The organism is Mesorhizobium sp. M7A.F.Ca.MR.148.00.0.0, from assembly GCF_003997735.1.
GTDB lineage: Bacteria > Pseudomonadota > Alphaproteobacteria > Rhizobiales > Rhizobiaceae > Mesorhizobium.
Map to the genome: position 1 here is coordinate 14,126 of NZ_RZTB01000043.1, position 22,017 is coordinate 36,142.

Genomic DNA, 22,017 nt, shown 5'->3' on the forward strand with positions numbered 1-22,017 from the left:
TTACGCACCGATCGCTTCCAGCCCTTCCTCCAGCCAGTCGGCGAGCAGCGGCATGCCAAGCAGGTATTTTGCGGTGCGCTTGTTGGCGCGTTCGCGCGCGGCCGCCAGCGCGTCCGCCCATTCAGAGGCGTCGTAGTCGCCGCGACCGACCCAGGCGAGCGCGATCAGTTCGGCTGCTTCATCGACATTGAGGTCGTTGATCAGCTCACGCAGCTCTTCCTCGGTCAGATTCTCGGAGCTTTCCTCGGCAAGGCCGTCATGGTGATGGTTGACATGGGACTCGCCGTCGAGCTCGACCTCATGCTCGGCGCCATCGGCATAGTCTTCATTGACGGCCGCACTCAGCGCCTTGGCCTTGAGGATGAACAGGCGCACAGTGTCGGGGCCGATCGAAAGCTCCCAGTCCTTTTCAAGCCGCCGCTGCAAGGGCCGTCTCCCTCAGGTCGTTTGCCGGATGATAGCGGATTTGCGGCATCCGTCACCTGATGTTCTCCGCACGCAATTTTCCGGGATGAAACGCAAGCCGACCGGCGTTAGTGTTGCATTCTCACCCTCCAGGAGGCTTCGATGCATAAAAGAGTGCTGATCCAGGTGGCGACTGCCCTTGTCGCGCTGCAGTTCCTTGCCGTTCCAGTGTTCGCCGCCGGCGGTGACAGTGGCGGCAGCGATCAGACGGTCACCCAATGCAAGAAGGGCGAAGTCTGGGACAAGAAGAAGAAAAAGTGCGTCGCACCCCAGGAGAGCATGCTCGACGACGACAGCATCTATGATGCTGGCCACGCGTTGGCGATGGCCGGGCGCTATGACGAGGCGATCGCCGTGCTCAGCCTTGCCGCCAACAAGCAGGATCCGCGCATCCTCAACTATCTCGGCTATTCGCACCGCCATTCCGGCCGCGTCACCGTCGGCCTCGGCTATTACGAGGAAGCGCTGCGCATCGATCCGAACTACACGCTGGTGCGTGAATATCTCGGCGAAGCGCATCTGCAGATCGGCGATCTGGCCGGCGCCCAGCAGCAGTTGATGGAAATCGAGAAGCGGACCGGCAAGGGTTCGCGCGAATATGGCATGCTGGCCGAGCAGATCGACCATTTCATGAGAAGCTGAAAAGATCCCAGGGCTCTTCCAAGCGGCCGCGAGCGATCGCGGCCGCTTTTTGTTGCCCCAGCCTCATTCACCGCCCTGGCTGATGAAAACGGGGATGATTTTAGCAAAACCGATTTTTGGGCGTGAAAAACCCGCTGACATTGCTATATTCAGGGAAATTGCGGTGAAACGGTTCCGTTAGCCCGAGGCTGCCGGACCCGTTTTCTTTTTGTACCCATCGACAAGGCTTTCCCCGAAACGCGGGGGTGGCAGCAGGAAAGGTCAGGCATCATGAACAAGGTCCCGATGACAGGCGAGGGGTTCGCGTCATTGAAGGAAGAACTGCGCTGGCGCCAGCAGGAAGAGCGGCCGCGCATCATCGAGGCGATCTCCGAAGCGCGCTCGCATGGCGACCTGTCCGAAAATGCCGAATATCATGCCGCCAAAGAGGCGCAGAGCCTCAACGAGGGCCGCGTCAACGAGCTTGAAGATTATATCGCGCGGGCCGAAGTGATCGACGTCAGCAAGCTCAGCGGCGACAAGATCAAGTTCGGCGCCACCGTGGTGCTGGTCGACGAGGACACCGAGGAAAAGAAGACTTACCGGATCGTCGGCGACCAGGAGGCGGACGTGAAGTCCGGCCGCATCTCGATCTCCTCGCCGATCGCGCGTGCGCTCATCGGCAAGGAAGTCGGCGACGCCATCGAAGTCAATGCGCCTGGCGGTGCCAGGGGATATGAGATCGTCCAGGTGCAGTTCATCTAGGGGATTTGAGGGGGGCGCGGCTGCGATTTTTAAGCTGAGGTTTGCGCTGCCCCTCATCGCCCTGCCGGGCATTTCTCCCCGTATAGTGACGGGGAGAAAGATGCTCTCATCGACGATTTCGCCGCTTTTCAACGTAGCAGAATAGACGCTGGCCTTGCGTTCAGCTCTCTTCTCCCCGTCGTTATACGGGGAGAAGGTGCCGGCAGGCGGATGAGGGGCAGCGCCAGCCTTTCCGATTGACTTCAATTCTTGCCAGCGTTGGCCTTGCCAAGGACCTGGAGTCCCGCCAGCCTCTCTGCCTCCGCCACCACCTCCACCGGCATCACACGCTTCCCGGGCGCGGCCAAAAGCGTCGACGCATATTGCCCGCGCGGACCCGTCAACCCGGGCTCGGTCGCCAGGAACACCGCAACCGTTGGCAGGCCGAAGGCGCTGGCGAGATGGGTCAGCCCGGTGTCGGCGCCGATGACCAGTTCCGAGCGGCCGATGAACGCAGCGATGTCGGCCAGCGGTGACTTTGGCACCACAACTGTCGATGGCACTGCCTTGGCAATGGCTTCGGCCACCGCCTTCTCGCGTTCGTTCGACCATGTGGTGACCGGCGTCATCCCCCGTTCAGCCAGCCGGCGGGCGGTTTCGATCCAGTCTTCGGCCGGCCATTTCTTGTCTTCGCGGCTGGTGCCGTGCAGCAGGAAGGCGGTTTTTCCAGAAGTGCCCGCCAGAGTGCCGGCGGGCGGCACGATGCCGGAGTCCAGGGTCGAAAGATCGGGCTGATAGCCGAGCGCCAGCCCGAACAGCCGCCGTATCCGTTCGATGGCGTGCAGGTCGCGCGGCACGGGATAAGTGGCATCGTAGAACAGCGTCGCAGAAGGTTCGCGCGCGCTCGAACGGTCGAAGCCGGCAATGGGGGCGCCGGCCTGCCTTGCCACCAGAGCCGATTTCAGGAGGCCTTGCGCATCGATGACGAGGTCGTAACGGCAATCGCGCAAGGTGCGGCGCAGGGCGGCCGCCTCGTGCCACGTGGCGCCGTCGAGCAGCGCCTTGCGCCAACGCCGGATCGCCACCGTGTGAATTCTTTCGATCGCCGGGTGAAGCGCGACGATACCGGCAAATGCCTCTTCGACGCACCAGTCGAAGGTCAGGTCCGGGCGGTGGCAACGGGCATCCTCGACGGCCGGAAAGGTGTGAATGACATCGCCCATCGACGACGTCTTGACGATCAGCACCTTCATGCCGCTGCCGGGATGTCCAGCAGCCGCTCCGCCGCTGCTGCGACCTGGCCGACTTCGAGCGTCTTCAGGCAGTTGAGGTGGCCGAGCGGGCAGACCTTCTGGTGGCAGGGCGAGCACGACAGGCCAAGCCAGACCAACTCGCGGCGTTCCCCCAGCGGCGGCGTGTTCTCAGGCGAGGTCGAGCCGTAGACGGCGACGATCGGCGTGCCGACGGCGGCCGCGACATGCATCAGCCCGCTGTCGTTGGACACGGCCAGCCTTGCGGCTGATATCAGATCGATGGCGTCCTCCAGCCGCGTCTGTCCGGCGAGATCTACGACGCCGGGGGCCAGGGCCGCGATCTCCGCCGTCACGTCGCGGTCGTTCTTCGAGCCGAACAGTGCGACCTTCAAGCCTTTGCCCATGAAATCGTGGGCAAGCCCGGCATAGCTTTCGCTGGGCCAGCGCTTGGCCGGGCCGAATTCGGCGCCGGGCATCAGGGCCACGAATTTCTGCGGCGTCAAGCCGAAACGGCCGAGCAGGTCGACCTGGTTTTTCGTGTCCACGCTGAGCCGTGGCGCCCGGAAAGTGCCGCCCTGGGCAAGGCCGAAATAGGCCTGCGCGGTGCGTCGTTTGATGCTGTCGGGCAATGGCACGATGTCGGTCAACAGGCCATAGCGCATCTCGCGCAAATTGCCGACACGGCGCGGAATACGGGCAAAGAACGGGATCAGCGCCGACTTCCAGCTGCCCGGCAGGATATAGGCCATGTCGTAGCGGCCGCGCAGCAGGCGGCCGAAGCGGCGGCGATGGGTGAATTCGAGCGCGCCGGGTTTGAGCGGAAAGTCGATCTGCTGGCGGATTTCGGGCATGCGCTTGACCAGCGGCGCGGCCCAGGCCGGCGCCAGCACATCGATGGGGGCGTTGGGATGCAACTCCTTCAGCGCCGAAAACAGGCACTGTGCCATCACCATGTCGCCCACCCAGCGTGGGCCGATCACGAGGATCGTTGGGCTTTCAGCCATTCGACATAGTCTCTGACACCGGTTTCCACTGTCCGGAATTGGCCGTTATAACCGGCCGCGCGCAAACGGGACATATCAGCTTGCGTAAAGCTCTGGTAGCTGCCCTTGAGATGGTCGGGAAAGGGGATGAATTCAATCTCGCCTTTCCCCAACGTGTCTATCACCGTTTCGGCTATGGCGCGGAAGGGCTGGGCACGGCCGGTGCCGCAATTGAAGATGCCGCTTGAGCCCCGTTTCCACAGCCACAGATTGACGTCGGCGACATCGCCGACATGGATGAAGTCACGGCTTTGTTCGCCGGGTCCGAACCCGTCATAGGCGCCGAACAGTTTCGGGTTCTGGCCTTGTTCGACCTGGTTGAACAGATGGAAGGCGACGGAGGCCATGGCGCCCTTGTGCGCCTCGCGCGGGCCATAGACGTTGAAGTAGCGCAAGCCCACGACCTGTGAATGGTCGGTATCGAAGGCGGTGCGCCCGGCGAACACGGTTCGCCTGACGTAGTCGTCGAACAGTTTTTTCGAATAGGCGTACACGTTGAGCGGCCGCTCGAGCGCGGGATCCTCGCGAAACTCCGAGCCGCTGCCATAGACGGAAGCCGAGGAGGCATAAAGGAAAGGCACGCGCAACGCCTGGCTTGCATGCAGCAGCCGTTTCGAGAAGGCGTAATTCACCTCCATCATGAATTTGCCGTTCCATTCGGTGGTGGTCGAGCAGGCGCCCTGGTGGAACACCGCCTCGATGCGGCCGAGCGAGCCGGCCTCCATGCGGTCCAGGAAATCGTTCTTGTCGAGATAGTCGGCGATCTTGAGATCGGCAAGATTGGCGATCTTGTGACCGTCGGTAAGGTCGTCGACGACGAGGATGTCGTCATGCCCCTCGGCATTCAGCGCGGCGACGATGTTGGAGCCGATCATGCCGGCGCCGCCCGTGACGATGATCATGAAGGGCCTCTGGTTGCTTGCGATTCCGGTCCTTATAGGGGAGGCTAGGCGGGCTGTCGACAAAGCCAGGTGCATGCCGCTGTCCTGCCACTTTTATGCGCTTGTCTGTTTTGTCTGTTTTATCTATTATGGACAAAACAGGGTATCCCATGAAAAACTATCCATCGACCGATCTGAAACAGAATCTTGGAGATGTGCTTGCAGCTGCCAGCCAGCAGCCGGTCTCCATCACTCGCCACAACAAGCCGAGATACGTCCTGATGAGCATCGAGGCCTACGAAGCGCGCTTCGGCAACGACAGCCGCCGCGTCTACGCTGCGGAGGATGCCCCGACCGAACATGTCGAGATGCTCGAGGAGTACGCCGCGGAATTGGACCGTGATTAAACCCGCCGCTGCGGACGTCTGGCGATATCCATATCTTTGGCATCGCCAACACGGAGACGGCGAGACCGAAGGCCGGAAGTCACGGCCTGTGGCCTTTGTGGCTGTCCTTCCTGGGAAAGCCGGCGGTACGAACCTCTTCATCCTTGCAATCACTTCCACGCAGCCGGGCCGTGATCGCGTTGCCGTCAGCATCCCGGAAATTGAACGCCACCGTGCGGGCCTCGACCCTATGCCCCTTTGGGTCATGGTCGATGAGTACAATCATGATATCCTGGAAGCGTCGGCCTATTTCGAGCCGGGTGCGCGAATCGGCGCGTTCAGCCCGTCATTCACAAGAAAATTATGTTCGCTTTTACTGCGGTTGTCCGCACGGGTCAGTCCAAAGCCATCCCGCGCGCGGACTGAATCGACAGAACAGAGCACGATCGTGAGGGACCAAAAATGCCATCGACCGAACTGCTCATCGCGTTTTTCGCCACCACGGCGATTTTCGCCTACATTCCAGGCCCGGCCATGCTCTATGCCGCCGCGCAGACGATGGCGCGCGGCCGCTGGTCCGGCCTGACGGCGGCACTTGGCATTCATCTGGGCGGCTACGTGCATGTTTTCGCAGCGGCTGCCGGGCTGTCGGTGCTGTTTCATGCCGTGCCGACGCTCTACCTGGCGGTCAAGCTGGTCGGCGCGCTCTATCTGATCTGGCTTGGCGTCTCGCTGTTTCGCAAGCGCGTGGAGGGCGATGCGGCGTTGCCTGCGATCGAGCGCAAATCGGCGCGGCGCGCCTTTTTCGATAGCATCACCGTCGAGGTGCTCAATCCGAAGACAGCGATCTTCTTCATGGCGTTCCTGCCGCAATTCATCGACGCCTCGGCGGCGTTTCCGGTCTGGCTGCAGTTCGTCGTGCTCGGCACGATCGTCAATCTGATGTTCTCCTCGGCCGATATCGTCTGTGTGTTCCTGGCGGGCGCCGTGATCGGCCGTTTGCGGCGTTCGAGCCGCGCACAGCGGCTGATGCAACGGGCGGGAGGGGCTGTGCTGGTCGGGCTGGGCGTCCATGTCGCCCTGCAGAAGAGCTGACCGCTCGAGCCTACCGGGATCATGCCCTGCCGTTGCGCTGCGTGAATTTGCGGTATATCGGCTTTCGCCATGAACGATCCGACCAGTCGATTGATGAGCACTTATGAGATTGAAATCGGCCTTTTCCCTGTGTTGCCAGTGACATGATCAAGCACAATCCGCCTTCTCCCGAACCGTTGCACCGCGCCATTGCGCGGTTCGGCCAGGCCACAGTGCTGGTGGTCGGCGACTTCATCCTCGATCGTTTCGTCAACGGCGTCATCGAGCGGATCTCGCCGGAGGCGCCGATACCGGTGCTGCACGGGCGCGGCGAGACCTCGACCATGGGCGGCGCCGGCAATGTCGTGGCCAACATCGTTTCGCTCGGCGCTGCCGCTATTCCCGTCTCGGTCATAGGCACCGATGTGGCAGGCGATAGCCTGGTGCGGATGCTCGGCGAGCTTGGCGCCGATACGGCGGGCCTCGCGCAGGAGCGTGGTCGCATGACCTCGTCCAAAAGCCGCTTCAGCGCGCTCAACCAGCAGGTACTGCGTTTCGACGAAGAGGAGATCAAGCCGCTCGGCGCTGCGGAGCGAGCCGGCCTGATCCGGCATTTCCGCGCCGCGCTGGCGCACGCCGACATCGTCATCCTGTCCGATTACGGCAAGGGCATCCTGCTCGACGGCGTCGCCGGCGACTTGATCGCCATCTGCCGCGAGGCTGGAAAGCCGGTGCTGGTCGACCCGAAAGGCCGCGATTACGCGCGCTATGCCGGGGCGACCGCCATCACCCCCAACCGCAAGGAACTCGGCGAGGCCGCCGGCCATGCGGTGTTCGCCGATGACGAGATCGTGGGTGCCGCACGCGAACTGATTTCGGCACATGGTTTCGATTTCGTGGTCGCGACGCGCAGCGAAAAGGGCATGAGCGTGGTCGGCCCCGACGAGGCGCGCCACATCGCCACCCAGGCGCGCGAAGTGTTCGACGTTTCGGGCGCCGGCGACACGGTGATCGCGAGCTTCGCGCTGGCGCTGGCCGTGGGCGCCGATACTGTCATGGCCGCTTCGATCGCCAATGCCGCTGGTGGCGTCGTGGTGGGAAAACGCGGCACCGCGCGGCTGACGGTCGAGGAACTCACCGGCGCGCTGTTCCGTTCGCATGGGCCGACGGCCCACAAGGACGCCATCCTCGACGCCACGTCGGCTGCGCGCATGGTGGCGGCGTGGAAGGAAGAGGGCCTGAGCGTCGGCTTCACCAATGGCTGCTTCGACATCCTGCATGCCGGCCATGTCAGCTTGCTGCACGCGGCGCGCAGCCAATGCGACCGGCTGGTGCTCGGCCTCAACAGCGATGCTTCGGTGCGGCGACTGAAAGGCGCCGGGCGCCCGGTCAACGACCAGCACGACCGCGCCTGCGTGCTGGCAGCCCTTGCCTCGGTCGATGCGGTCGTGGTGTTCGAGGAAGATACGCCGCTGGCGCTGATCGAAGCGCTGCTGCCCGACATACTGGTCAAGGGGGCCGATTACACGGTCGACACCGTGGTCGGCGCCGATGTGGTGCAGAAGGCCGGCGGACGCGTCGTGCTGGTCGATCTGGTCGCCGGAAAAAGCACCACCAACACCATTGGCAAATTGCGCGCCGGCGGCACCACAAACTGAGGGTTTCATGTCCGAGTTGAACGATTACCTTGTCCGCTCCGTGGCTGCCATATCAGCCATGGTCGAACGGGACCTGACCGGTGAGATGGAGCGGGCAGCGAGCGCCGTGGTGACTGCGCTTTCGTCGGGGAAAGCCTTGCTCATCGCCGGCAATGGCGGCTCGGCCAGTGACGCCATCCACATTGCCGGCGAGCTGGTCGGCCGCTTTCTCAAGGAGCGCAAGGCCTACAATGTCATCGCGCTGCCGGCCAATGCAGCGGTGCTGACCGCCTGGGGCAACGACTATGGATTCGACACGGTGTTTTCGCGCCAGGTCGAGGCGCATGGCGCCGCCGGCGGGGTGCTCCTGGCGATCTCGACCAGCGGCAATTCGCCGAGCATCCTTGCCGCCGCCGAACAGGCGCGGAGGATGGACATGACGGTGATCGGCATGACCGGCGACACCGGCGGCAAGCTGAAGCCTCTGTCCGATATCCTGCTCAACGTGCCGTCGACCTCGACGCCGATCATCCAGCAGGGGCATCTGTGCCTTTACCATCATTTGTGCGAGGTGGTCGAAGCGCGCCTCAGCAATGGCTGATCCCACGACCTCTGGCCGCTATCCGCTGGCGGAGCCTGGCCTATGGGTCGAGCAGGTCGGCTCAAGAGTGTTCGCCGCCGGCTCGCCGGCGCTGTTCCTCGATCGCGACGGCACCATCAATGTCGATACGGGCTATCCGGATGATCCTGCCGAAATGGTGCTGCGCGCGGACATAGCCGCGGTGATAGCCGCCGCCAACCGGGCCGGCATTCCGGTCATCATCGTCACCAACCAGTCGGGCATCGCGCGTGGCTATTTCGGCTGGGGCGATTTCGCCGCCGTCAATGGCCGCGTGCTCGAGCTGCTGCGCGTCGACAATGCGTTCGTCGATATGGTCGTCGCCTGCGCCTATCACGAAGCTGGCTCCGGTGTGCTTGCGGTTGCCGATCATCCGATGCGCAAGCCCAATCCGGGCATGCTGCTGGAGGCGGCCGGGCGCCTCGGGCTCGATCTGCGGCGTTCGCTGATTGTTGGCGACAAGGAGGCCGACATGGAGGCGGGACAACGCGCCGGCCTCGCGCGGGGCTGGCTGGTGGACGGGCAAGCGGCTGTCCGATCGGGCTTCACAATTCGGCCTTGGTGCGAGCGCGCGGATTTCGACGGCCTGCTCGCCGCAATAGCTGCGCTTGGCACCGCCTCGGGCGCGCCGTGACGGCTTACATCCGATCTTTGTCTCGCCAGGCTTCATAAAGCTTGGCCTCTGTCGCGAACGAATACAGCATCACCAGCATCGAATAGACGAACCCGTGCCGGCCGCACAGGAAGTAGCGCTTGGCCAGGTAGAACTTCAGAAAGTTGCCGAGCGGCGACAGCACCAGTCTTATCAGGCCGGGCTTCTTGGCTCGTTCGACAAGCGTGGCAACCTTGAGGCTGGAGTAGGTGTTGGCCCTTGCCAGATCCTCGGCAATGGTCATTTCGCGGCGATGCAGCAGCACGCCATTTTCTATCGTGCCGGTTTCGCCTGGCACCTCGAACGACTCATGGACCCGCAGATTGAGGTCCATCGTGGCCTTGTCGCGGCGGAAAAGACGCAGCAGCCTGTTGTGAAGCACCCAGCGGTGCGCATAGCCATAGCCCTTCAGCTTGTCGCGGCGTCTGATGTACCATCCGTCGAAGGCGTCATTCCCAAGCTGGGTCACATTCATGATTGACTGCCTGAGCACGTCGTCGATGGCCTCGTCGGCTTCAATCGAAAGGCACCATGGTTGCGTGGCCTGATCGAGCGCGAATTGCCGCTGACGAGGAAAGCCCGGCCAATCGTTGTGAAAAAGCCTTATCGGGTAGCCTTTGGCGATGTACCCGTTGACGACGTCCAGAGTGCTGTCCGTCGAGCCCGAATCGACGACGATGATCTCGGCGCAGAAATCGACGCTTTCCAGGCACTCGCCGATCATGTCGGCCTCGTTCATGCAGATGACCAGCGCCGAAACCGGGCTAGAAAATCGAGTCATCGTCCCACCCCACGGCACACTGTTCTCGGAATTGGGCTGCCCTGCGCCCCTGTTTACGCAATCCCGAAAGCGCTATGCGCTTTACCCGGGAAAACCGTTACATACTTTTTCTGGAATTGCTCTAGGAAACCAACAAGACGGCTGCGGCAGAAATTCCGGCTTCACAGGAGAGCTATCGAACGCCAAAGCGGCGCTGATATGGCGAGGCCTTCAAGCGACATCGGCGAAAGCTCGTTGCGGTTCAACCGGCTCAAGGCTGTGCGAACGAGACCAGCCCTTCGTCCTTGACCCGGCGGATGGTGAGCGCTGTGCGCACCGTGTCGACATTCGGGGTCGAGGTCAGTTCCTCGATGACGAAGCTCTGGAAGGCGCCGAGGTCGCTCGCCACGCAATGCAGCAGGAAATCGGATTCGCCCGACACCATCCAGGCGTCGCGTACGATCGGCCAGCCGCGGGTGCGCTCGGCAAAGATGCGCAGCTCGGCATCGGCCTGATGATGCAGGCCGACCAGGCAGAAGGCAACGACATCGAGGCCGAGCGCTGGTGCATTGAGCAAGGCACGGTAGCCACGGATGATGCCGGCTTCCTCCAGGCGCTTGACGCGGCGCAGGCATGGCGGCGCCGAAATGCCGACGCGGTTCGACAGTTCGACATTGGTCATGCGGCCGTCGCCCTGCAATTCGCGCAGGATCTTCCAGTCGATGGCGTCGAGGTCGGCCTTGAGCGGCATGGGGGCTCTCGATCATGAGGGGCAATACGCAAGAATCTTGCGTGATTTTGTAAGCAAACGACTTCGCTGTCCATTCCATCCTTCGCCCGGAATATTTCGCGGGATCAGCGGCCGACAGGTGCGACAAAGCTTTCCGGGGACGAACACCAACTTGCCTTGCTGGCGTCGTGGGCAACACTTACATTACGCGCGACAATGATCGAGTTTTCCATGCCGCAATTGCCGGCAGCCCTCCGCAGAGGCTTTAGATGACCACCAAGCACGCGCCCGTTCTCATCATCGGTTCCGGCCCGGCCGGCTATACGGCGGCGGTCTATGCCGCCCGCGCCATGCTGAAGCCGATGCTGGTCGCCGGCCTGCAGCAGGGCGGGCAGTTGATGATCACCACCGATGTCGAAAATTATCCCGGCTTCGCCGACCCGATCCAAGGTCCGTGGCTGATGGAGCAGATGCTGAAACAGGCCGAGCATGTCGGCACCGACATCATCAACGACATCATCACCGAGGTCGACCTCAACGTGCGACCGTTCCGCGCCAAGGGCGATTCCGGCACGACCTATACCGCCGACGCGCTGATCATCGCCACCGGCGCGCAAGCGAAATGGCTGGGCATCCCGACCGAGCAGGACTTCATGGGTTTTGGAGTCTCGGCCTGCGCCACCTGCGACGGTTTCTTCTACAGGGGCAAGGATGTCGCGGTGGTCGGTGGCGGCAATTCCGCGGTGGAAGAGGCGCTCTATCTGTCCAATCTCGCCAGGAGCGTGACGGTCATCCACAGGCGCAGCGATTTTCGCGCTGAACGTATTCTGCGCGAGCGGCTTCTGAAGAAGGACAATGTCCGCGTCATCTGGGACACGATCGTCGATGAGATCACCGGCCGGCCCGGCAAGACGCCGCTGCCGCCCTCGGTCGAGGGGCTGAAGCTCAAGCATGCGGTGACCGGCGAGGTGTCGCACCTCAAGATCGACGGCGTGTTCGTGGCCATCGGCCATGCGCCGGCGGTTGAACTGTTCGCCGGCAAGCTCAAGCAGAAGCCGAACGGCTATCTGTGGACAGCGCCGGATTCGACCCGCACCGATGTGCCGGGCGTGTTCGCGGCCGGCGATGTGACCGACGATATCTACCGCCAGGCGGTGACGGCAGCGGGGCTCGGCTGCATGGCCGCGCTCGAGGCGGAGAAGTATCTGGCCGGCATCGAAGTGCATCGCGAAGCGGCCGAGTAGAGAGTTCAGAGAGCGGCTTAGAAACGCCGTGTAAAAGCCTGATTTTTCATTCAGACGCCAAAACAGAACGAGGGGAATCATGGCGTTGGACTGGGACAAGCTACGCGTGTTTCACGCTGCGGCGGAGGCGGGGTCGTTTACCCATGCGGCCGAGACATTGCATCTGTCGCAATCGGCGATCTCGCGGCAGGTCAGCGCGCTCGAGCATGATGTCGGCGTGCCGCTGTTCAACCGCCACGCCCGCGGGCTGGTGCTGACCGAGCAAGGTGAGATGCTGTTTCGCACGGCGCATGACGTGCTGATGAAGCTGGAGACCATCAAGTCCCGGCTGACCGAGACCAAGGATCGCCCGTCGGGCGTGCTGCGGGTGACGACGACGGTGGGGCTGGGCGCCGGCTGGCTGACCGAGCGGGTGCAGGAATTCATCGAACTCTATCCCGAAATCAGCCTGCAGTTGATCCTCGCCAACGAGGAGCTGGATCTCACCATGCGCCAGGCCGATTGCGCCATCCGGCTGCGCCAGCCGCAGCAGCCGGACCTGATCCAGCGCCGCCTGTTCACCGTGCATTTCCATCTCTACGCGGCCCCATCCTATGTCGCCAAGCACGGCAAGCCGTCTTCCGTCGCCGAACTGAAGGCCCATCGCATCGTCACCTTCGGCGTGCCGGTGCCGTCGCATCTGTCGGAGCTGAACTGGCTGGAAACGGTCGGTGATTTCGAAGGCGGACAAAGGGTGCCGACGCTGCAGATCAACGACATATTGTCGATCAAGCGGGCGGTGCAGGGCGGTGCCGGCATCGCCATGCTGCCCGACTATGTGATCAGCAAGGACTCCGATCTGGTGCAGCTGCTGCCGGAGACCGAGGTGCCGTCTTTCGACACCTATTTCGCCTATCCCGACGCGATGAAGAACCAGGCCAAGCTGCATGTGTTCCGGGACTTCATCATCGCTAAGGCCCGAAGCTGGTCCTTCTGATTTTCGTTTTCACGCCCTACGGGATTATCCCCGCCAGGGCATCAGCCGAGGCAGCCAGCCGGGCACGTTGCGGCGGTAGGTGTCGTATTCGGCGCCATAACGGCGGCTAAGCGTCGGCTCTTCATAGAGCCTGACGAAGGCGCCCATGGAGACAGCGCTGACGGCGGCATAGGCGACAAGCGCCCAGCTCGAAAACAGCAGCGCCTGGCCGAGGATGATCGACAGCACGGCGACATACATCGGGTTGCGGACATGGCGGTAGATGCCGCCGATCACCAGCCTCTCGGTCGGGGCGACCGGTGCGGGTGTGCCCAGGCCCTCAAGCGCAAAACGGCTGAAGGCATGCAGGAGTGCCGCGCCCGCGGCAACGATCAGAAGCCCGCCAGCAGGGGCAAAGCCCGGCAGGCTCGACCAGGGCAAGCCCCAGCGATCGGTCAACAGCCAGGGCACCAGTCCGGCAACCACGCAGGGCGCCGCGATGAAGAAGGCCGCACTGCCGGCGATCGCCGAAAACCTCCGCATTGGCTGCTTGCTCCGCGATTGCCTTAGAAATGCACGCCTGCTGCCCGCTTCCACATCATTGCCCAGTTTTGGCATTTCGAGCCGAAAGCCAGCCGAGATTAGCGATTCTGTAGTTGCAATTGCCCGATTCAGCGCTCCATTTCGACGATTTTGCTGGTCCTATTGGCTTCTGGAATGGGTTAGACCACAGCCTGCGTCTTTTTGCATGTGTGTGTTGCAAAATAGATGCTTGTTTCTTGGGCATGATGAGCACATATATAGATCATCTCCTGGGCGCGTTCTCCTCCCATTAGCGCCCTCGAGTGTTCCCCTCTGGAGGTTAGCCTTAACAGGCACTCCAATCAAACTCAGCCGGATCTTCATTGATCCGGCTTTTTTGTTGCCTGTGCCCTGCTGGGCCGGCCAAAAATTCCATCACAATTGCCACGTAACGGTGACATGTAACCTCTGGTAACATATCCCGGACGCCCGCGACCTGCTATGTAGATCATAGGACGCGGTGTGGTTCGGACGGGAGATGGGGGCATCACTCGTACGGCCCGGGCTCAGGCGGCTACCGCGTCCGAACCGTTTTTCCGCCGAACTCGGCGGTACCAAATGCGGCGGACCTGACGTTTTACCTCCCAAGGAAACGGTCCGCGAACAAAACGACGTCCGGTCCCCGCCGGACGTCGTTTTCTTTTGTTCCCCCGAATCAGGTTCGAGAGGAACGCCACGCCATCAGGCGGCCTTGCCGTTGGTGTTCATGGCGTCGTCGGCCAGACGGCCGGTGAGTTCGGCCATGTGGTCGAAGACGGCACGATAGCTGGCAACGCCCGCGGTCGCCGAGCGCAACTCGATGATCAGGTCGCCGATCTCGGCTTGCGGCATGGTTGCCTCGACGACATCCCATCCCGGCCAGTCGGGTCGCGCGTCGTAGCCGAGGATCTGGCCGCGCCGCTGCGGGATGAGAGCGATGATCTTCGAGGTGGCATCGGAGGGGGTGACGATCTCGACCTTCATCACGGGCTCCAGGAGCACCGGCAAGCACGCGGCCATGCCCTCCTTCATCGCCAGCCTGGCCGCCATCTGGAAGGCCATGTCGGAGGAATCGACCGCATGATAGGAGCCGTCCGATAGGTTGACTGCGACATCCACGACCGGAAAGCCAAGCGGCCCGGATTTCAGATAGTCGCGGACCCCGGTCTCGACCGACTGGATGTAGGTCTTGGGCACGACGCCGCCGGTGATGGTGTCGGTGAACTGGAAGCCGGAACCGCGCGGCAGCGGCTTGATCTCGATCACCACGTCGCCGAACTGGCCATGGCCGCCGGACTGTTTCTTGTGACGGCCGCGCTGCTGCGCCGATTTGCGGATCGTCTCGCGATAGGGCACCGCCGGCGGATGACCTTCGACCGGTATCTGGTTCTTGCCTTCCAGCCGCTCGCGCACCACGCGCAGATGCATCTCGCCATGGCCCGACAGCACGGTTTCGGCCGAGTCCTGATTGTGGCGCAGGCTGAGCGATGGGTCCTCCTCGGCCAGCCGCTGGATGGCAGCCGACATCTTCACTTCGTCCTTGCGCTCCTTGGGGCGGAGCGCGAAGGCGAAGACCGGCTGCGGCGGCTCGAACTGGACGAGGGGCTTGATGCCGCCCTTGGCCGAGCTCAGCGTCTGGCCGGTCTTGACCTCGTCCAGCTTGCCCAGTGCCACCGTGTCGCCGACCTTGGCGATGGAGAGCTTGGACTGGTCCTTGCCGAGCATCCGGTAGATGCCGGAAACCTTGGCCGTGTCGCCGCCGGGCAGCCAGAGTTCGGAACCGTCGACGACCTGACCGGAGAGGATGCGCGACACCGACAGCTTGCCGCCATGCGAGGTGTGGATGGTTTTCATCACCTGGACCAGGGTAGCCGCGCCGTCGGGTGCACCGAGCCGTTTGCGGGTCGCCTCGATGTCGGGCGCGTCGTGGCGGATCGCCTTCAGGAGGCGCAGCACGCCGTTGCCTTTCTCGGCGGTGCCGATCAGCACCGGGATCACCGCACCGTCACGCAGGTCGGCGGCGAGGTCGTCGAAGATCGCATCCTTGGGCGGCTCGATCTCCTCGAGCAGTTGTTCCATCAACTGGTCATCATGGTCGGCCAGCGTCTCCAGCATCGAGAAACGCGCTTCGAGCTCGCGCGCCTTGTCGTCGCCGGGAATCTGCGCCACCTCGCTTTCGGCATATTCGCGATAGATGTAGGCGCGCTCCAGCGCCAGGTCGATCGAACCAATGACGACGCCGTCCTTGCGCAGCGGAATCTGGCGCAGCAGCAACGGCACGGCACTGGCCGGCTGCAGCATCTTCAGCGTGTCGCGCACGCCGGTGATTGCCTTGTCGACCTTGTTGAGGAACAGAATGCGCGGCACTCCGAGATCGTCGAGCTTGCGCATGATCAGTTGCAGGGCAGGGATCTTCTTCTCATCGGCCTCGGCTACGACGACCGCGAGGTCGCAGGCGGCCAGCACCGGTTCGGCCTCGAAAGAGAATTCGATGGAACCGGGACAGTCGACGAAGGTGATCTGCTCGCCCATGAATTCGGTCGTGGCGACCGTCGCCTCGACGCTCATGGCGTGGGCGCGCGCCTCGGGCGAATGATCTGAAACGGTGTTACCTGATGAAACGGGATTTTGTCGGGGAATTGAGCCCGTACGGGCCAATATGGCTTCGAGAAGTGTCGTCTTACCGCTTGCGAAGGGACCGACTATGGCAATGCATTTCGGTCCCGTGCGTCGTCCTCCGGCGCGAGTACCCATGACTGACCTCCACTCAGGCGTTTCCCGTAGGACCGACTGGCATGTATGGTTCAGGCTTGGTCAATCGGTCCTGAGCGGCGGCCGGCCTGTTCGACCGTCGCGGGCGGGGTTCTTTTCAAGTGCCACCTGCCCAAAGCCATCGTCCCACTTGTTTGCCGGCAGGGCAAGAAAAATAGAAACCCTTTGCTCGGCAGTGGACCGTGCGGATCATATGCTGGGGCTGGCAGCGGGAAGCTGTTGCACGTCGACCGATATCGGCCGAAACTGAAAACAGGCGACCCGTCGCCCGCTGTTTGAAGGACCATCGACCCATGAAGATCATCGCCTGCGGCAGCGTGCCGACCGTCATCGCGCCGGAAAAATACTTCACCGGCCGGGTGCTGCAGACGCCGATCATCGAGAAAGAGGCGCCGGCGCGGCTGCGGGCCACGCTGGTCAGCTTCGAGCCGGGCGCGCGCACCCACTGGCATACGCATCCGCTTGGCCAGACGCTGTACGTGACGGTGGGCGCCGGGTTTGCCCAGACGTGGGGCGGCCCGATCCAGGAGATCAGGGCCGGCGACGTCATCTCGTTCGCGCCTGGCGAAAAACACTGGCATGGCGCGGCGCCGAAATCGGCGATGACGCATATCGCCATGCAGGAGGCGCTCGACGATGTCCATGCCGATTGGCTGGAAGCGGTGACCGCGGAGCAATATGGCGGCTGATTGCTCAGTCCGTAGGAAGCCGGGCTTCTGTTCCAGCCGCGATATTTTCAACTCAATAGCGTGATCGACAGCGCCATGCCCGTCCGTTCAACTGACCGTCAGTCAGTGACGTAGGTGATTGCGAAACTCACGTCTGGATATAGCCATTGTCAAAGCACCGTCTGCCCCTGGTCGCCGCTGTCTATCTTGGTTCGTTCGTGGCTCTGCTCGACGTCAGCATCGTCAATGTCGCGCTGCCGACCATCCAGCAGGCGTTGCAAACCGATTTCGGCGGCCTGCAATGGGTGGTCGACGCCTACACGCTGTGCCTGTCCGCCTTCATGCTGTCGTCCGGCCTGATCGGCGACCGCTATGGCCGCAAGCGCTCGTGGCTGGCCGGCGTTGGCATCTTCGTGGCCGGCTCGCTGATCTGTGCCGTCGCGCCCAACCTGCCGGTGCTGCTGGCCGGCCGGGTGGTGCAGGGCATCGCCGGCTCGCTGCTCATTCCAGGCGCGCTGTCGATCCTGACGCAGGCCTTTCCCGATGCGCGCCAGCGTGCCGGCGTCATTGGCGGCTGGGCGTCGTTCGCCGCCATCTCCCTGCTCGTTGGTCCCGTCCTCGGCGGCATCCTGGTCGAGACCGTCGGCTGGCAAAGCATCTTCCTGATCAACCTGCCGCTTGGCTTGATCACGGTCGCGCTCGGTGCTGCTTCGATCAACGAGACGGCGCATCCCGAACATGCGCATCTCGATCTTATCGGCCTGGCTCTCAGCATCCTGTGGCTGGGGGCGCTGACCTTTGGCCTGATCTCGGCCGGCGAGAACGGCTGGGGCGAGCCAAGGACCGTCGCGGCGCTCGTCGCCGGGGTCGTCGGCCTGGCTGCTTTCCTCGGCTTCGAGGCGCGCACGGCACGGCCGATGCTGCCGCTTGACCTGTTCCGCGATGTCCGCTTTGCCGTCGCCAATGTCGCTTCGTTCGCGCTCGGCTTCACCTCCTATTCCAGCGTCTTCTTCTTCTCGATGTTCCTGCAGCAGGTGCAGGGCTGGTCGCCGACGCAGACCGGCCTGCGCATGGCGCCGGCCTTCATCGTCCAGATCGTGGTGTCGCCGTGGATCGGCAGGCTCAGCGCCCGCTATGGCCACTCCGCGCTGATGACCATCGGCTATGTTGCTATCGGCCTGTCCATGCTCGGCATGTGCTGGGCCGGCCCTTCGACGCCCTATGCGATGCTGTGCCTTCTGTTCGCCATTGGCGGCCTCGGCAACGCGCTTGCAATCCCGACCGGCAGCGCTGCCGCCATGTCCTATGCGCCGCGCGAACGCTCGGGCATGGTGTCGGCGGTCATCAATGCCACCCGCCAGAGCGGCCTTGCCATCGGCATCGCCTTGCTCGGCGCCTTGATGAGCATGCGGGCAACCAACCTTTTGACCGGGTATCTCGGCGATGCCGGTGTCGCCAACGCGGAAGCGGTGGCGCGTGCTGCGATTTCACGGCATGATTTCGCAACCGATGCGGCGATGGGCGAAAGCGGCGTGCATGAACTCTATGCTGCCGCCTATGCCGGCGGCTTCCACGCCGCGATGCTGACGGCAGCGATCGGCGCGTTCCTCACCGCCGCATTGCTGGTTGCCGTGCTGGCGCCGGCCGAGGCGCGCTCAGCCAAAGAGACCAAGCACGAGGCGTGAGGCTGACGGCCCATTAAAAAACCCGGCGGTGAAGCCGGGTTTTTGCGTTCATAGTGCGTCGGTCAGGTCAGCGAAGCCGTAAAACGCTGGATGCGTGTGCAGGCTTCTTCCAGAAGCGTCTCCGAGGTCGCGTAGGAGATGCGGAAGTTGGGCCCGAGGCCGAAGGCCGAGCCGAACACCACCGCGACGCCCTCGGCTTCGAGCAGTTCCGAGCAGAAGGTCTCGTCGGTGTCGATCAGCCTGCCGGCCTTGGTCTTCTTGCCGATCAGCTGGGCGCAGGAAGGATAGACATAGAAGGCGCCTTCCGGCGACGGACAGGTGATGCCGCGTGCCTGGTTGAGCATCGACACGACAAGGTCGCGCCTGCCTTGAAAGATCGCCTTGTTTTTGGCGATGAAATCCTGCGGGCCAGTCAGCGCCTCGACGGATGCCCATTGCGCGATGGTGCAGGCGCCCGATGTCTGCTGACCCTGGATCATGTCCATCGCCTTGATCACTTGGACCGGACCCGCCGCATAACCGATGCGCCAGCCGGTCATTGCATAGGCTTTCGACACGCCGTTCATGGTCAGCGTGCGCTCGTAGAGCTTAGGCTCGACCTCGGCGATGGTCCTGAAGACGAAATCGCCATAGGTCAGGTGCTCGTACATGTCGTCGGTCAGCGTCCAGACATGCGGATGCTTCAACAGCACGTCGGCCAGCTCGCGCAATTCGGCTTCGGTATAGGCGGCACCCGACGGGTTCGACGGCGAGTTCATCAGCAGCCATTTGGTCTTCGGCGTGATCGCCTTTTCCAGCACGGAAGCGGTCAGCTTGAAGCCGTTGTCGATCGAGGTGTCGGCAAACACGGAGGTGCCGCCGCATATGGCCACCATCTCGGGGTAGCTGACCCAATAGGGGCGAGGAATGATGACCTCGTCGCCGGGGTTCAGCGTCGCCATGAAGGCGTTGAACAGGATCTGCTTGCCGCCGGTGCCGACTATGGTCTGCTCGGGCTTGTAGTCGAGATTGTTCTCGCGCTTGAACTTTTTGGCGATCGCCTCGCGCAGCGGCACGATGCCCGAAACCGGCGGATACTTGGTTTCGCCACGGCGGATCGCCTCGATTGCCGCATTCTTGATGTTGTCTGGCGTGTCGAAATCCGGTTCGCCGGCGCCAAGCCCGATAATGTCACGGCCGGCATTTTTCAGCTCGCGCGCTTTCTGCGTGACCGCGATGGTGGCGGAAGGCTTCACGCGGGAAAGGGTGTCGGCAAGAAAGGCCATGAGCTTGACGTCTCCATGGAAGATCGGCGCGGCCAGGAGCGACCGCGGCGCTTCTCATGTCGCATGATTTCGCGCAACGCAAGCATTGTCGGCTGATCCAGGTCTCAAGGAGCTGTGATCGGGACCCGGGGTCGGCAACAATAAATTCATTAACGAGCGGTAGAGGCTTGAGTGGCAGGATGGCAGACCAATTGCGGAGCGAGGAACCGTGTCGCGCAGCGTCGGGCTTGCCCACATCATCCGTCAGGACGACGGCACCTCCACCGGTGTCTGGGGTATCTACACGCTGCAAAGCGCCTTCCAGCCGATCTTCGCTTTCAAGGAAGGCAAGCTGTCGGTGGTCGCGTTCGAAGGGCTGATCCGACCGTTCCGCGACGGCGAGCCGCAATCGCCGATGAATTTCTTCTCGACCTGCCCGGCCGCCGACCGGCTGCATATCGAGGCGCTGACCAGGACGCTGCATCTTCTCAACGCCGGTGCCTGCCTGCCGCGGGAAGCATCGATCTTCGTCAATTTCGACCCGTCAGTGTTCACCGAACGCGCCGTTGCCGACGCTGCCTTGCGCGAAATGCGGCTCGTGCTGCACGAGGCCGGCATCGACCCGCGTCGCGTCGTCTGCGAGGTGACCGAGCAGCGGTCGGCGTCGCAGGAAGCCTTGCACGGCTTCGTCGCGGCACTGAGGGCCAACGGTTTTCGCATCGCCGTCGACGATTATGGCGCCGACGATTCCGACATCAATCGGGTCAAGGAATTGAAGCCGGATATCGTCAAGTTCGATGCCTACTGGATCACGCAGCTGATGGAGTCCGGCGCCGGCTTCGCGTTGCTGACCACCATGGTGAAGAACTTCGAGGAGCAAGGCATCCATACGGTGTTCGAAGGCATCGAGGAGGGCTGGCAACTGGAGCTGGCCGAGAAATCGGGGGCGTCGATGGTGCAGGGTTTCGTGCTGGCGCGGCCCGAATTGGCGCCGACCAGCTTTGGCGTCTTCGACAAGGCCAGGCAGGCGCCTGCCGCTGCTGCCGTCGACACGGCTGCTCCTGCCGCGGCAATGCCTTCGGCGCGGCCGGTCAAGGCCTTCGGGCGCCGGGTGGCGACATGAGAGACGATCGGCGGCGCAATGTCGGCGATGCGATCCAGGTCGACGAAGTCGGCATCGAATACGGCATCTATGGCGAGTTCCGCCTGCGTAGCGCCTATCAGCCGATTTTCGCGCCGCGCGGCCGGTCGCTTCACGCGGTCGCGGCCGAAGCCCTGATCGAGCCGCACCGTGCCGGCCGCCCCGGCGCGCCGAAGGTGTTCTTTGAAAGCGTTGCCGTCTCGGACCGGCTGTTTGTGGAAACCATGTGCCGGGCGCTGCATCTCAGGAATTTCCGCAACATCGGCGTCGACGGGCTCGACCTGTTCTTCAACTACAACCCGTTGATCAACGACCATGCCGGGCGGGCACTGGCCGAGATTCGCCTGATGACCAGGCATCTCGGCGAGTTCGGCCTGGCGCCGGCCATGCTGGTCTGCGAAATCACCGAACAGGCGGCGGACGACGCGCTTCTCGTGCGGCTGGTGCGCGAGATGCGGCGCGACGGCATCCGCATCGCCATCGACGATTTCGGCACCGGGCACTCGACCGAGGAGCGGGTGAGCCTGCTCAAGCCCGACATCGTCAAGATCGACGGCACCTGGTTCGCGGAGTTCTGCCGCCACGCTGCCGCCGAACGGTTCTTCCGCCCGCTGGTTTCCAGCCTGCATGACCGCGGCGCCAAGGTGCTGGTCGAAGGCATCGAGCAGCCCACCCATCTGCGCGTCGCGCTCGAAGGCGGCGTCGACCTGCTGCAGGGTTTTCTCCTTGCCCGTCCGGCCTTGGCCGGCACGGTATTCGAGGAGAAACCGCTGGTCATCGATGCACTGCTGGGCCGGGACAGCAAGGTCGTGCCCCTCTTTGGCTAGGGCATGTCGATATTCAGGTGATGCCGGCCTGCAACGGCGGCTTCCTGCGCTTCCG

General features: G+C 63.1%; 22 protein-coding genes. 13 read left to right on the forward strand and 9 right to left on the reverse strand.

Annotated elements, in window-relative coordinates; translation table 11 throughout:
• Window positions 1-426: a DUF3775 domain-containing protein gene (locus EOB49_RS17500; RefSeq protein WP_127381709.1), complete on the reverse strand. Its 426-nt coding sequence runs from the start codon at window positions 424-426 to the stop codon at window positions 1-3.
• A 141-nt stretch (window positions 427-567) separates the two neighbouring features.
• Between EOB49_RS17500 and EOB49_RS17505 the strand changes: the two genes are divergently transcribed.
• Window positions 568-1,107, forward strand: coding sequence for a tetratricopeptide repeat protein (locus tag EOB49_RS17505; protein WP_127381710.1), 540 nt, complete (start codon window positions 568-570; stop codon window positions 1,105-1,107).
• A gap of 270 nt (window positions 1,108-1,377) precedes the next feature.
• Window positions 1,378-1,851, forward strand: a complete 474-nt coding sequence (gene greA, locus EOB49_RS17510; RefSeq protein WP_013530066.1) for a transcription elongation factor GreA — start codon at window positions 1,378-1,380, stop codon at window positions 1,849-1,851.
• 242 nt (window positions 1,852-2,093) lie between these two features.
• Here the strand turns inward: greA and waaC are convergent, their stop codons facing one another.
• From waaC to rfaD, 3 genes are read right to left on the reverse strand one after another with little or no spacing between them, the layout of a single operon-like run.
• Entirely contained in the window at window positions 2,094-3,083 is a 990-nt protein-coding gene (waaC, locus tag EOB49_RS17520) for a lipopolysaccharide heptosyltransferase I (protein WP_127381711.1), read from the reverse strand.
• Window positions 3,080-4,087, reverse strand: coding sequence for a lipopolysaccharide heptosyltransferase II (gene waaF, locus EOB49_RS17525; protein WP_127381712.1), 1,008 nt, complete (start codon window positions 4,085-4,087; stop codon window positions 3,080-3,082). The genes waaC and waaF overlap by 4 nt, the downstream gene beginning before the upstream one ends.
• The gene (gene rfaD, locus EOB49_RS17530) at window positions 4,060-5,028 is read right to left on the reverse strand and encodes an ADP-glyceromanno-heptose 6-epimerase (protein ID WP_127381713.1); all 969 of its coding nucleotides are present in this window, start codon (window positions 5,026-5,028) and stop codon (window positions 4,060-4,062) included. The genes waaF and rfaD overlap by 28 nt, the downstream gene beginning before the upstream one ends.
• A 149-nt stretch (window positions 5,029-5,177) precedes the next feature.
• Here rfaD and EOB49_RS17535 point away from each other — a divergent pair, with 149 nt between their 5' ends.
• The 5 genes from EOB49_RS17535 (at window position 5,178) to EOB49_RS17560 (ending at window position 9,357) form a co-directional block, all read left to right on the forward strand.
• Window positions 5,178-5,414, forward strand: a complete 237-nt coding sequence (locus tag EOB49_RS17535) for a type II toxin-antitoxin system Phd/YefM family antitoxin (protein ID WP_023809741.1) — start codon at window positions 5,178-5,180, stop codon at window positions 5,412-5,414.
• Between the two features lie 441 nt (window positions 5,415-5,855).
• Entirely contained in the window at window positions 5,856-6,488 is a 633-nt protein-coding gene (locus EOB49_RS17545; RefSeq protein ID WP_127381714.1) for a LysE family translocator, read from the forward strand.
• Window positions 6,489-6,631: 143 nt separating this feature from the next.
• Window positions 6,632-8,125, forward strand: a complete 1,494-nt coding sequence (gene rfaE1, locus EOB49_RS17550; RefSeq protein WP_127270424.1) for a D-glycero-beta-D-manno-heptose-7-phosphate kinase — start codon at window positions 6,632-6,634, stop codon at window positions 8,123-8,125.
• 7 nt (window positions 8,126-8,132) lie between these two features.
• Entirely contained in the window at window positions 8,133-8,705 is a 573-nt protein-coding gene (locus EOB49_RS17555) for an SIS domain-containing protein (protein WP_127270425.1), read from the forward strand.
• Entirely contained in the window at window positions 8,698-9,357 is a 660-nt protein-coding gene (locus EOB49_RS17560; protein ID WP_127381715.1) for an HAD family hydrolase, read from the forward strand. The genes EOB49_RS17555 and EOB49_RS17560 overlap by 8 nt, the downstream gene beginning before the upstream one ends.
• Before the next feature lie 4 nt (window positions 9,358-9,361).
• Here EOB49_RS17560 and EOB49_RS17565 read toward each other — a convergent pair whose 3' ends face one another.
• Complete coding sequence (locus EOB49_RS17565; RefSeq protein WP_127318541.1) at window positions 9,362-10,156, reverse strand: glycosyltransferase family 2 protein; 795 nt, start codon at window positions 10,154-10,156, stop codon at window positions 9,362-9,364.
• A gap of 250 nt (window positions 10,157-10,406) precedes the next feature.
• A complete protein-coding gene (locus tag EOB49_RS17570) occupies window positions 10,407-10,886 on the reverse strand; it encodes an Lrp/AsnC family transcriptional regulator (RefSeq protein WP_013530077.1) in 480 nt (159 codons plus the stop codon).
• Window positions 10,887-11,134: 248 nt separating this feature from the next.
• On the opposite strand from EOB49_RS17570, the gene trxB reads away from it, so the two are divergent.
• Window positions 11,135-12,109: a thioredoxin-disulfide reductase gene (gene trxB / locus EOB49_RS17575; RefSeq protein ID WP_127267436.1), complete on the forward strand. Its 975-nt coding sequence runs from the start codon at window positions 11,135-11,137 to the stop codon at window positions 12,107-12,109.
• Window positions 12,110-12,188: 79 nt separating this feature from the next.
• On the forward strand, window positions 12,189-13,085 hold the full coding sequence (locus tag EOB49_RS17580) for a LysR family transcriptional regulator (protein ID WP_023809733.1): 897 nt from the start codon (window positions 12,189-12,191) through the stop codon (window positions 13,083-13,085).
• Between the two features lie 24 nt (window positions 13,086-13,109).
• Here EOB49_RS17580 and EOB49_RS17585 read toward each other — a convergent pair whose 3' ends face one another.
• Together EOB49_RS17585 and EOB49_RS17590 are read right to left on the reverse strand one after the other, a co-directional pair.
• A complete protein-coding gene (locus EOB49_RS17585; RefSeq protein WP_127381716.1) occupies window positions 13,110-13,607 on the reverse strand; it encodes an isoprenylcysteine carboxylmethyltransferase family protein in 498 nt (165 codons plus the stop codon).
• Between the two features lie 720 nt (window positions 13,608-14,327).
• On the reverse strand, window positions 14,328-16,379 hold the full coding sequence (locus EOB49_RS17590) for an elongation factor G (protein ID WP_127267438.1): 2,052 nt from the start codon (window positions 16,377-16,379) through the stop codon (window positions 14,328-14,330).
• 311 nt (window positions 16,380-16,690) lie between these two features.
• On the opposite strand from EOB49_RS17590, the gene EOB49_RS17595 reads away from it, so the two are divergent.
• Together EOB49_RS17595 and EOB49_RS17600 are read left to right on the forward strand one after the other, a co-directional pair.
• The gene (locus tag EOB49_RS17595) at window positions 16,691-17,086 is read left to right on the forward strand and encodes a cupin domain-containing protein (protein WP_127326844.1); all 396 of its coding nucleotides are present in this window, start codon (window positions 16,691-16,693) and stop codon (window positions 17,084-17,086) included.
• Between the two features lie 146 nt (window positions 17,087-17,232).
• The gene (locus EOB49_RS17600) at window positions 17,233-18,750 is read left to right on the forward strand and encodes an MFS transporter (RefSeq protein WP_127381717.1); all 1,518 of its coding nucleotides are present in this window, start codon (window positions 17,233-17,235) and stop codon (window positions 18,748-18,750) included.
• A gap of 62 nt (window positions 18,751-18,812) precedes the next feature.
• Here EOB49_RS17600 and EOB49_RS17605 read toward each other — a convergent pair whose 3' ends face one another.
• A complete protein-coding gene (locus tag EOB49_RS17605; RefSeq protein WP_127381718.1) occupies window positions 18,813-20,015 on the reverse strand; it encodes a pyridoxal phosphate-dependent aminotransferase in 1,203 nt (400 codons plus the stop codon).
• A 208-nt stretch (window positions 20,016-20,223) separates the two neighbouring features.
• On the opposite strand from EOB49_RS17605, the gene EOB49_RS17610 reads away from it, so the two are divergent.
• Window positions 20,224-21,117, forward strand: coding sequence for an EAL domain-containing protein (locus EOB49_RS17610; RefSeq protein WP_127321442.1), 894 nt, complete (start codon window positions 20,224-20,226; stop codon window positions 21,115-21,117).
• Window positions 21,114-21,962 (forward strand): EAL domain-containing protein, encoded by an 849-nt coding sequence (locus EOB49_RS17615; protein ID WP_127381719.1) that lies wholly within the window; start codon window positions 21,114-21,116, stop codon window positions 21,960-21,962. Before EOB49_RS17610 ends, EOB49_RS17615 begins: the two co-directional genes overlap by 4 nt.
• Window positions 21,963-22,017 lie beyond the last annotated feature (55 nt).

Bases quoted from the DNA above. Each gene is read 5' to 3' on its own strand.
- EOB49_RS17560 (WP_127381715.1), top strand. From the start codon at position 8,698: ATGGCTGATCCCACGACCTCTGGCCGCTATCCGCTGGCGGAGCCTGGC.
- greA (WP_013530066.1), top strand. From the start codon at position 1,378: ATGAACAAGGTCCCGATGACAGGCGAGGGGTTCGCGTCATTGAAGGAA.
- trxB (WP_127267436.1), top strand. From the start codon at position 11,135: ATGACCACCAAGCACGCGCCCGTTCTCATCATCGGTTCCGGCCCGGCC.
- EOB49_RS17565 (WP_127318541.1), bottom strand. From the start codon at position 10,156: ATGACTCGATTTTCTAGCCCGGTTTCGGCGCTGGTCATCTGCATGAAC.
- EOB49_RS17570 (WP_013530077.1), bottom strand. From the start codon at position 10,886: ATGCCGCTCAAGGCCGACCTCGACGCCATCGACTGGAAGATCCTGCGC.
- EOB49_RS17535 (WP_023809741.1), top strand. From the start codon at position 5,178: ATGAAAAACTATCCATCGACCGATCTGAAACAGAATCTTGGAGATGTG.
- waaF (WP_127381712.1), bottom strand. From the start codon at position 4,087: ATGGCTGAAAGCCCAACGATCCTCGTGATCGGCCCACGCTGGGTGGGC.
- waaC (WP_127381711.1), bottom strand. From the start codon at position 3,083: ATGAAGGTGCTGATCGTCAAGACGTCGTCGATGGGCGATGTCATTCAC.
- EOB49_RS17505 (WP_127381710.1), top strand. From the start codon at position 568: ATGCATAAAAGAGTGCTGATCCAGGTGGCGACTGCCCTTGTCGCGCTG.
- EOB49_RS17605 (WP_127381718.1), bottom strand. From the start codon at position 20,015: ATGGCCTTTCTTGCCGACACCCTTTCCCGCGTGAAGCCTTCCGCCACC.
- EOB49_RS17590 (WP_127267438.1), bottom strand. From the start codon at position 16,379: ATGGGTACTCGCGCCGGAGGACGACGCACGGGACCGAAATGCATTGCC.
- EOB49_RS17580 (WP_023809733.1), top strand. From the start codon at position 12,189: ATGGCGTTGGACTGGGACAAGCTACGCGTGTTTCACGCTGCGGCGGAG.
- rfaE1 (WP_127270424.1), top strand. From the start codon at position 6,632: ATGATCAAGCACAATCCGCCTTCTCCCGAACCGTTGCACCGCGCCATT.
- EOB49_RS17555 (WP_127270425.1), top strand. From the start codon at position 8,133: ATGTCCGAGTTGAACGATTACCTTGTCCGCTCCGTGGCTGCCATATCA.
- rfaD (WP_127381713.1), bottom strand. From the start codon at position 5,028: ATGATCATCGTCACGGGCGGCGCCGGCATGATCGGCTCCAACATCGTC.
- EOB49_RS17615 (WP_127381719.1), top strand. From the start codon at position 21,114: ATGAGAGACGATCGGCGGCGCAATGTCGGCGATGCGATCCAGGTCGAC.
- EOB49_RS17585 (WP_127381716.1), bottom strand. From the start codon at position 13,607: ATGCGGAGGTTTTCGGCGATCGCCGGCAGTGCGGCCTTCTTCATCGCG.
- EOB49_RS17545 (WP_127381714.1), top strand. From the start codon at position 5,856: ATGCCATCGACCGAACTGCTCATCGCGTTTTTCGCCACCACGGCGATT.
- EOB49_RS17595 (WP_127326844.1), top strand. From the start codon at position 16,691: ATGAAGATCATCGCCTGCGGCAGCGTGCCGACCGTCATCGCGCCGGAA.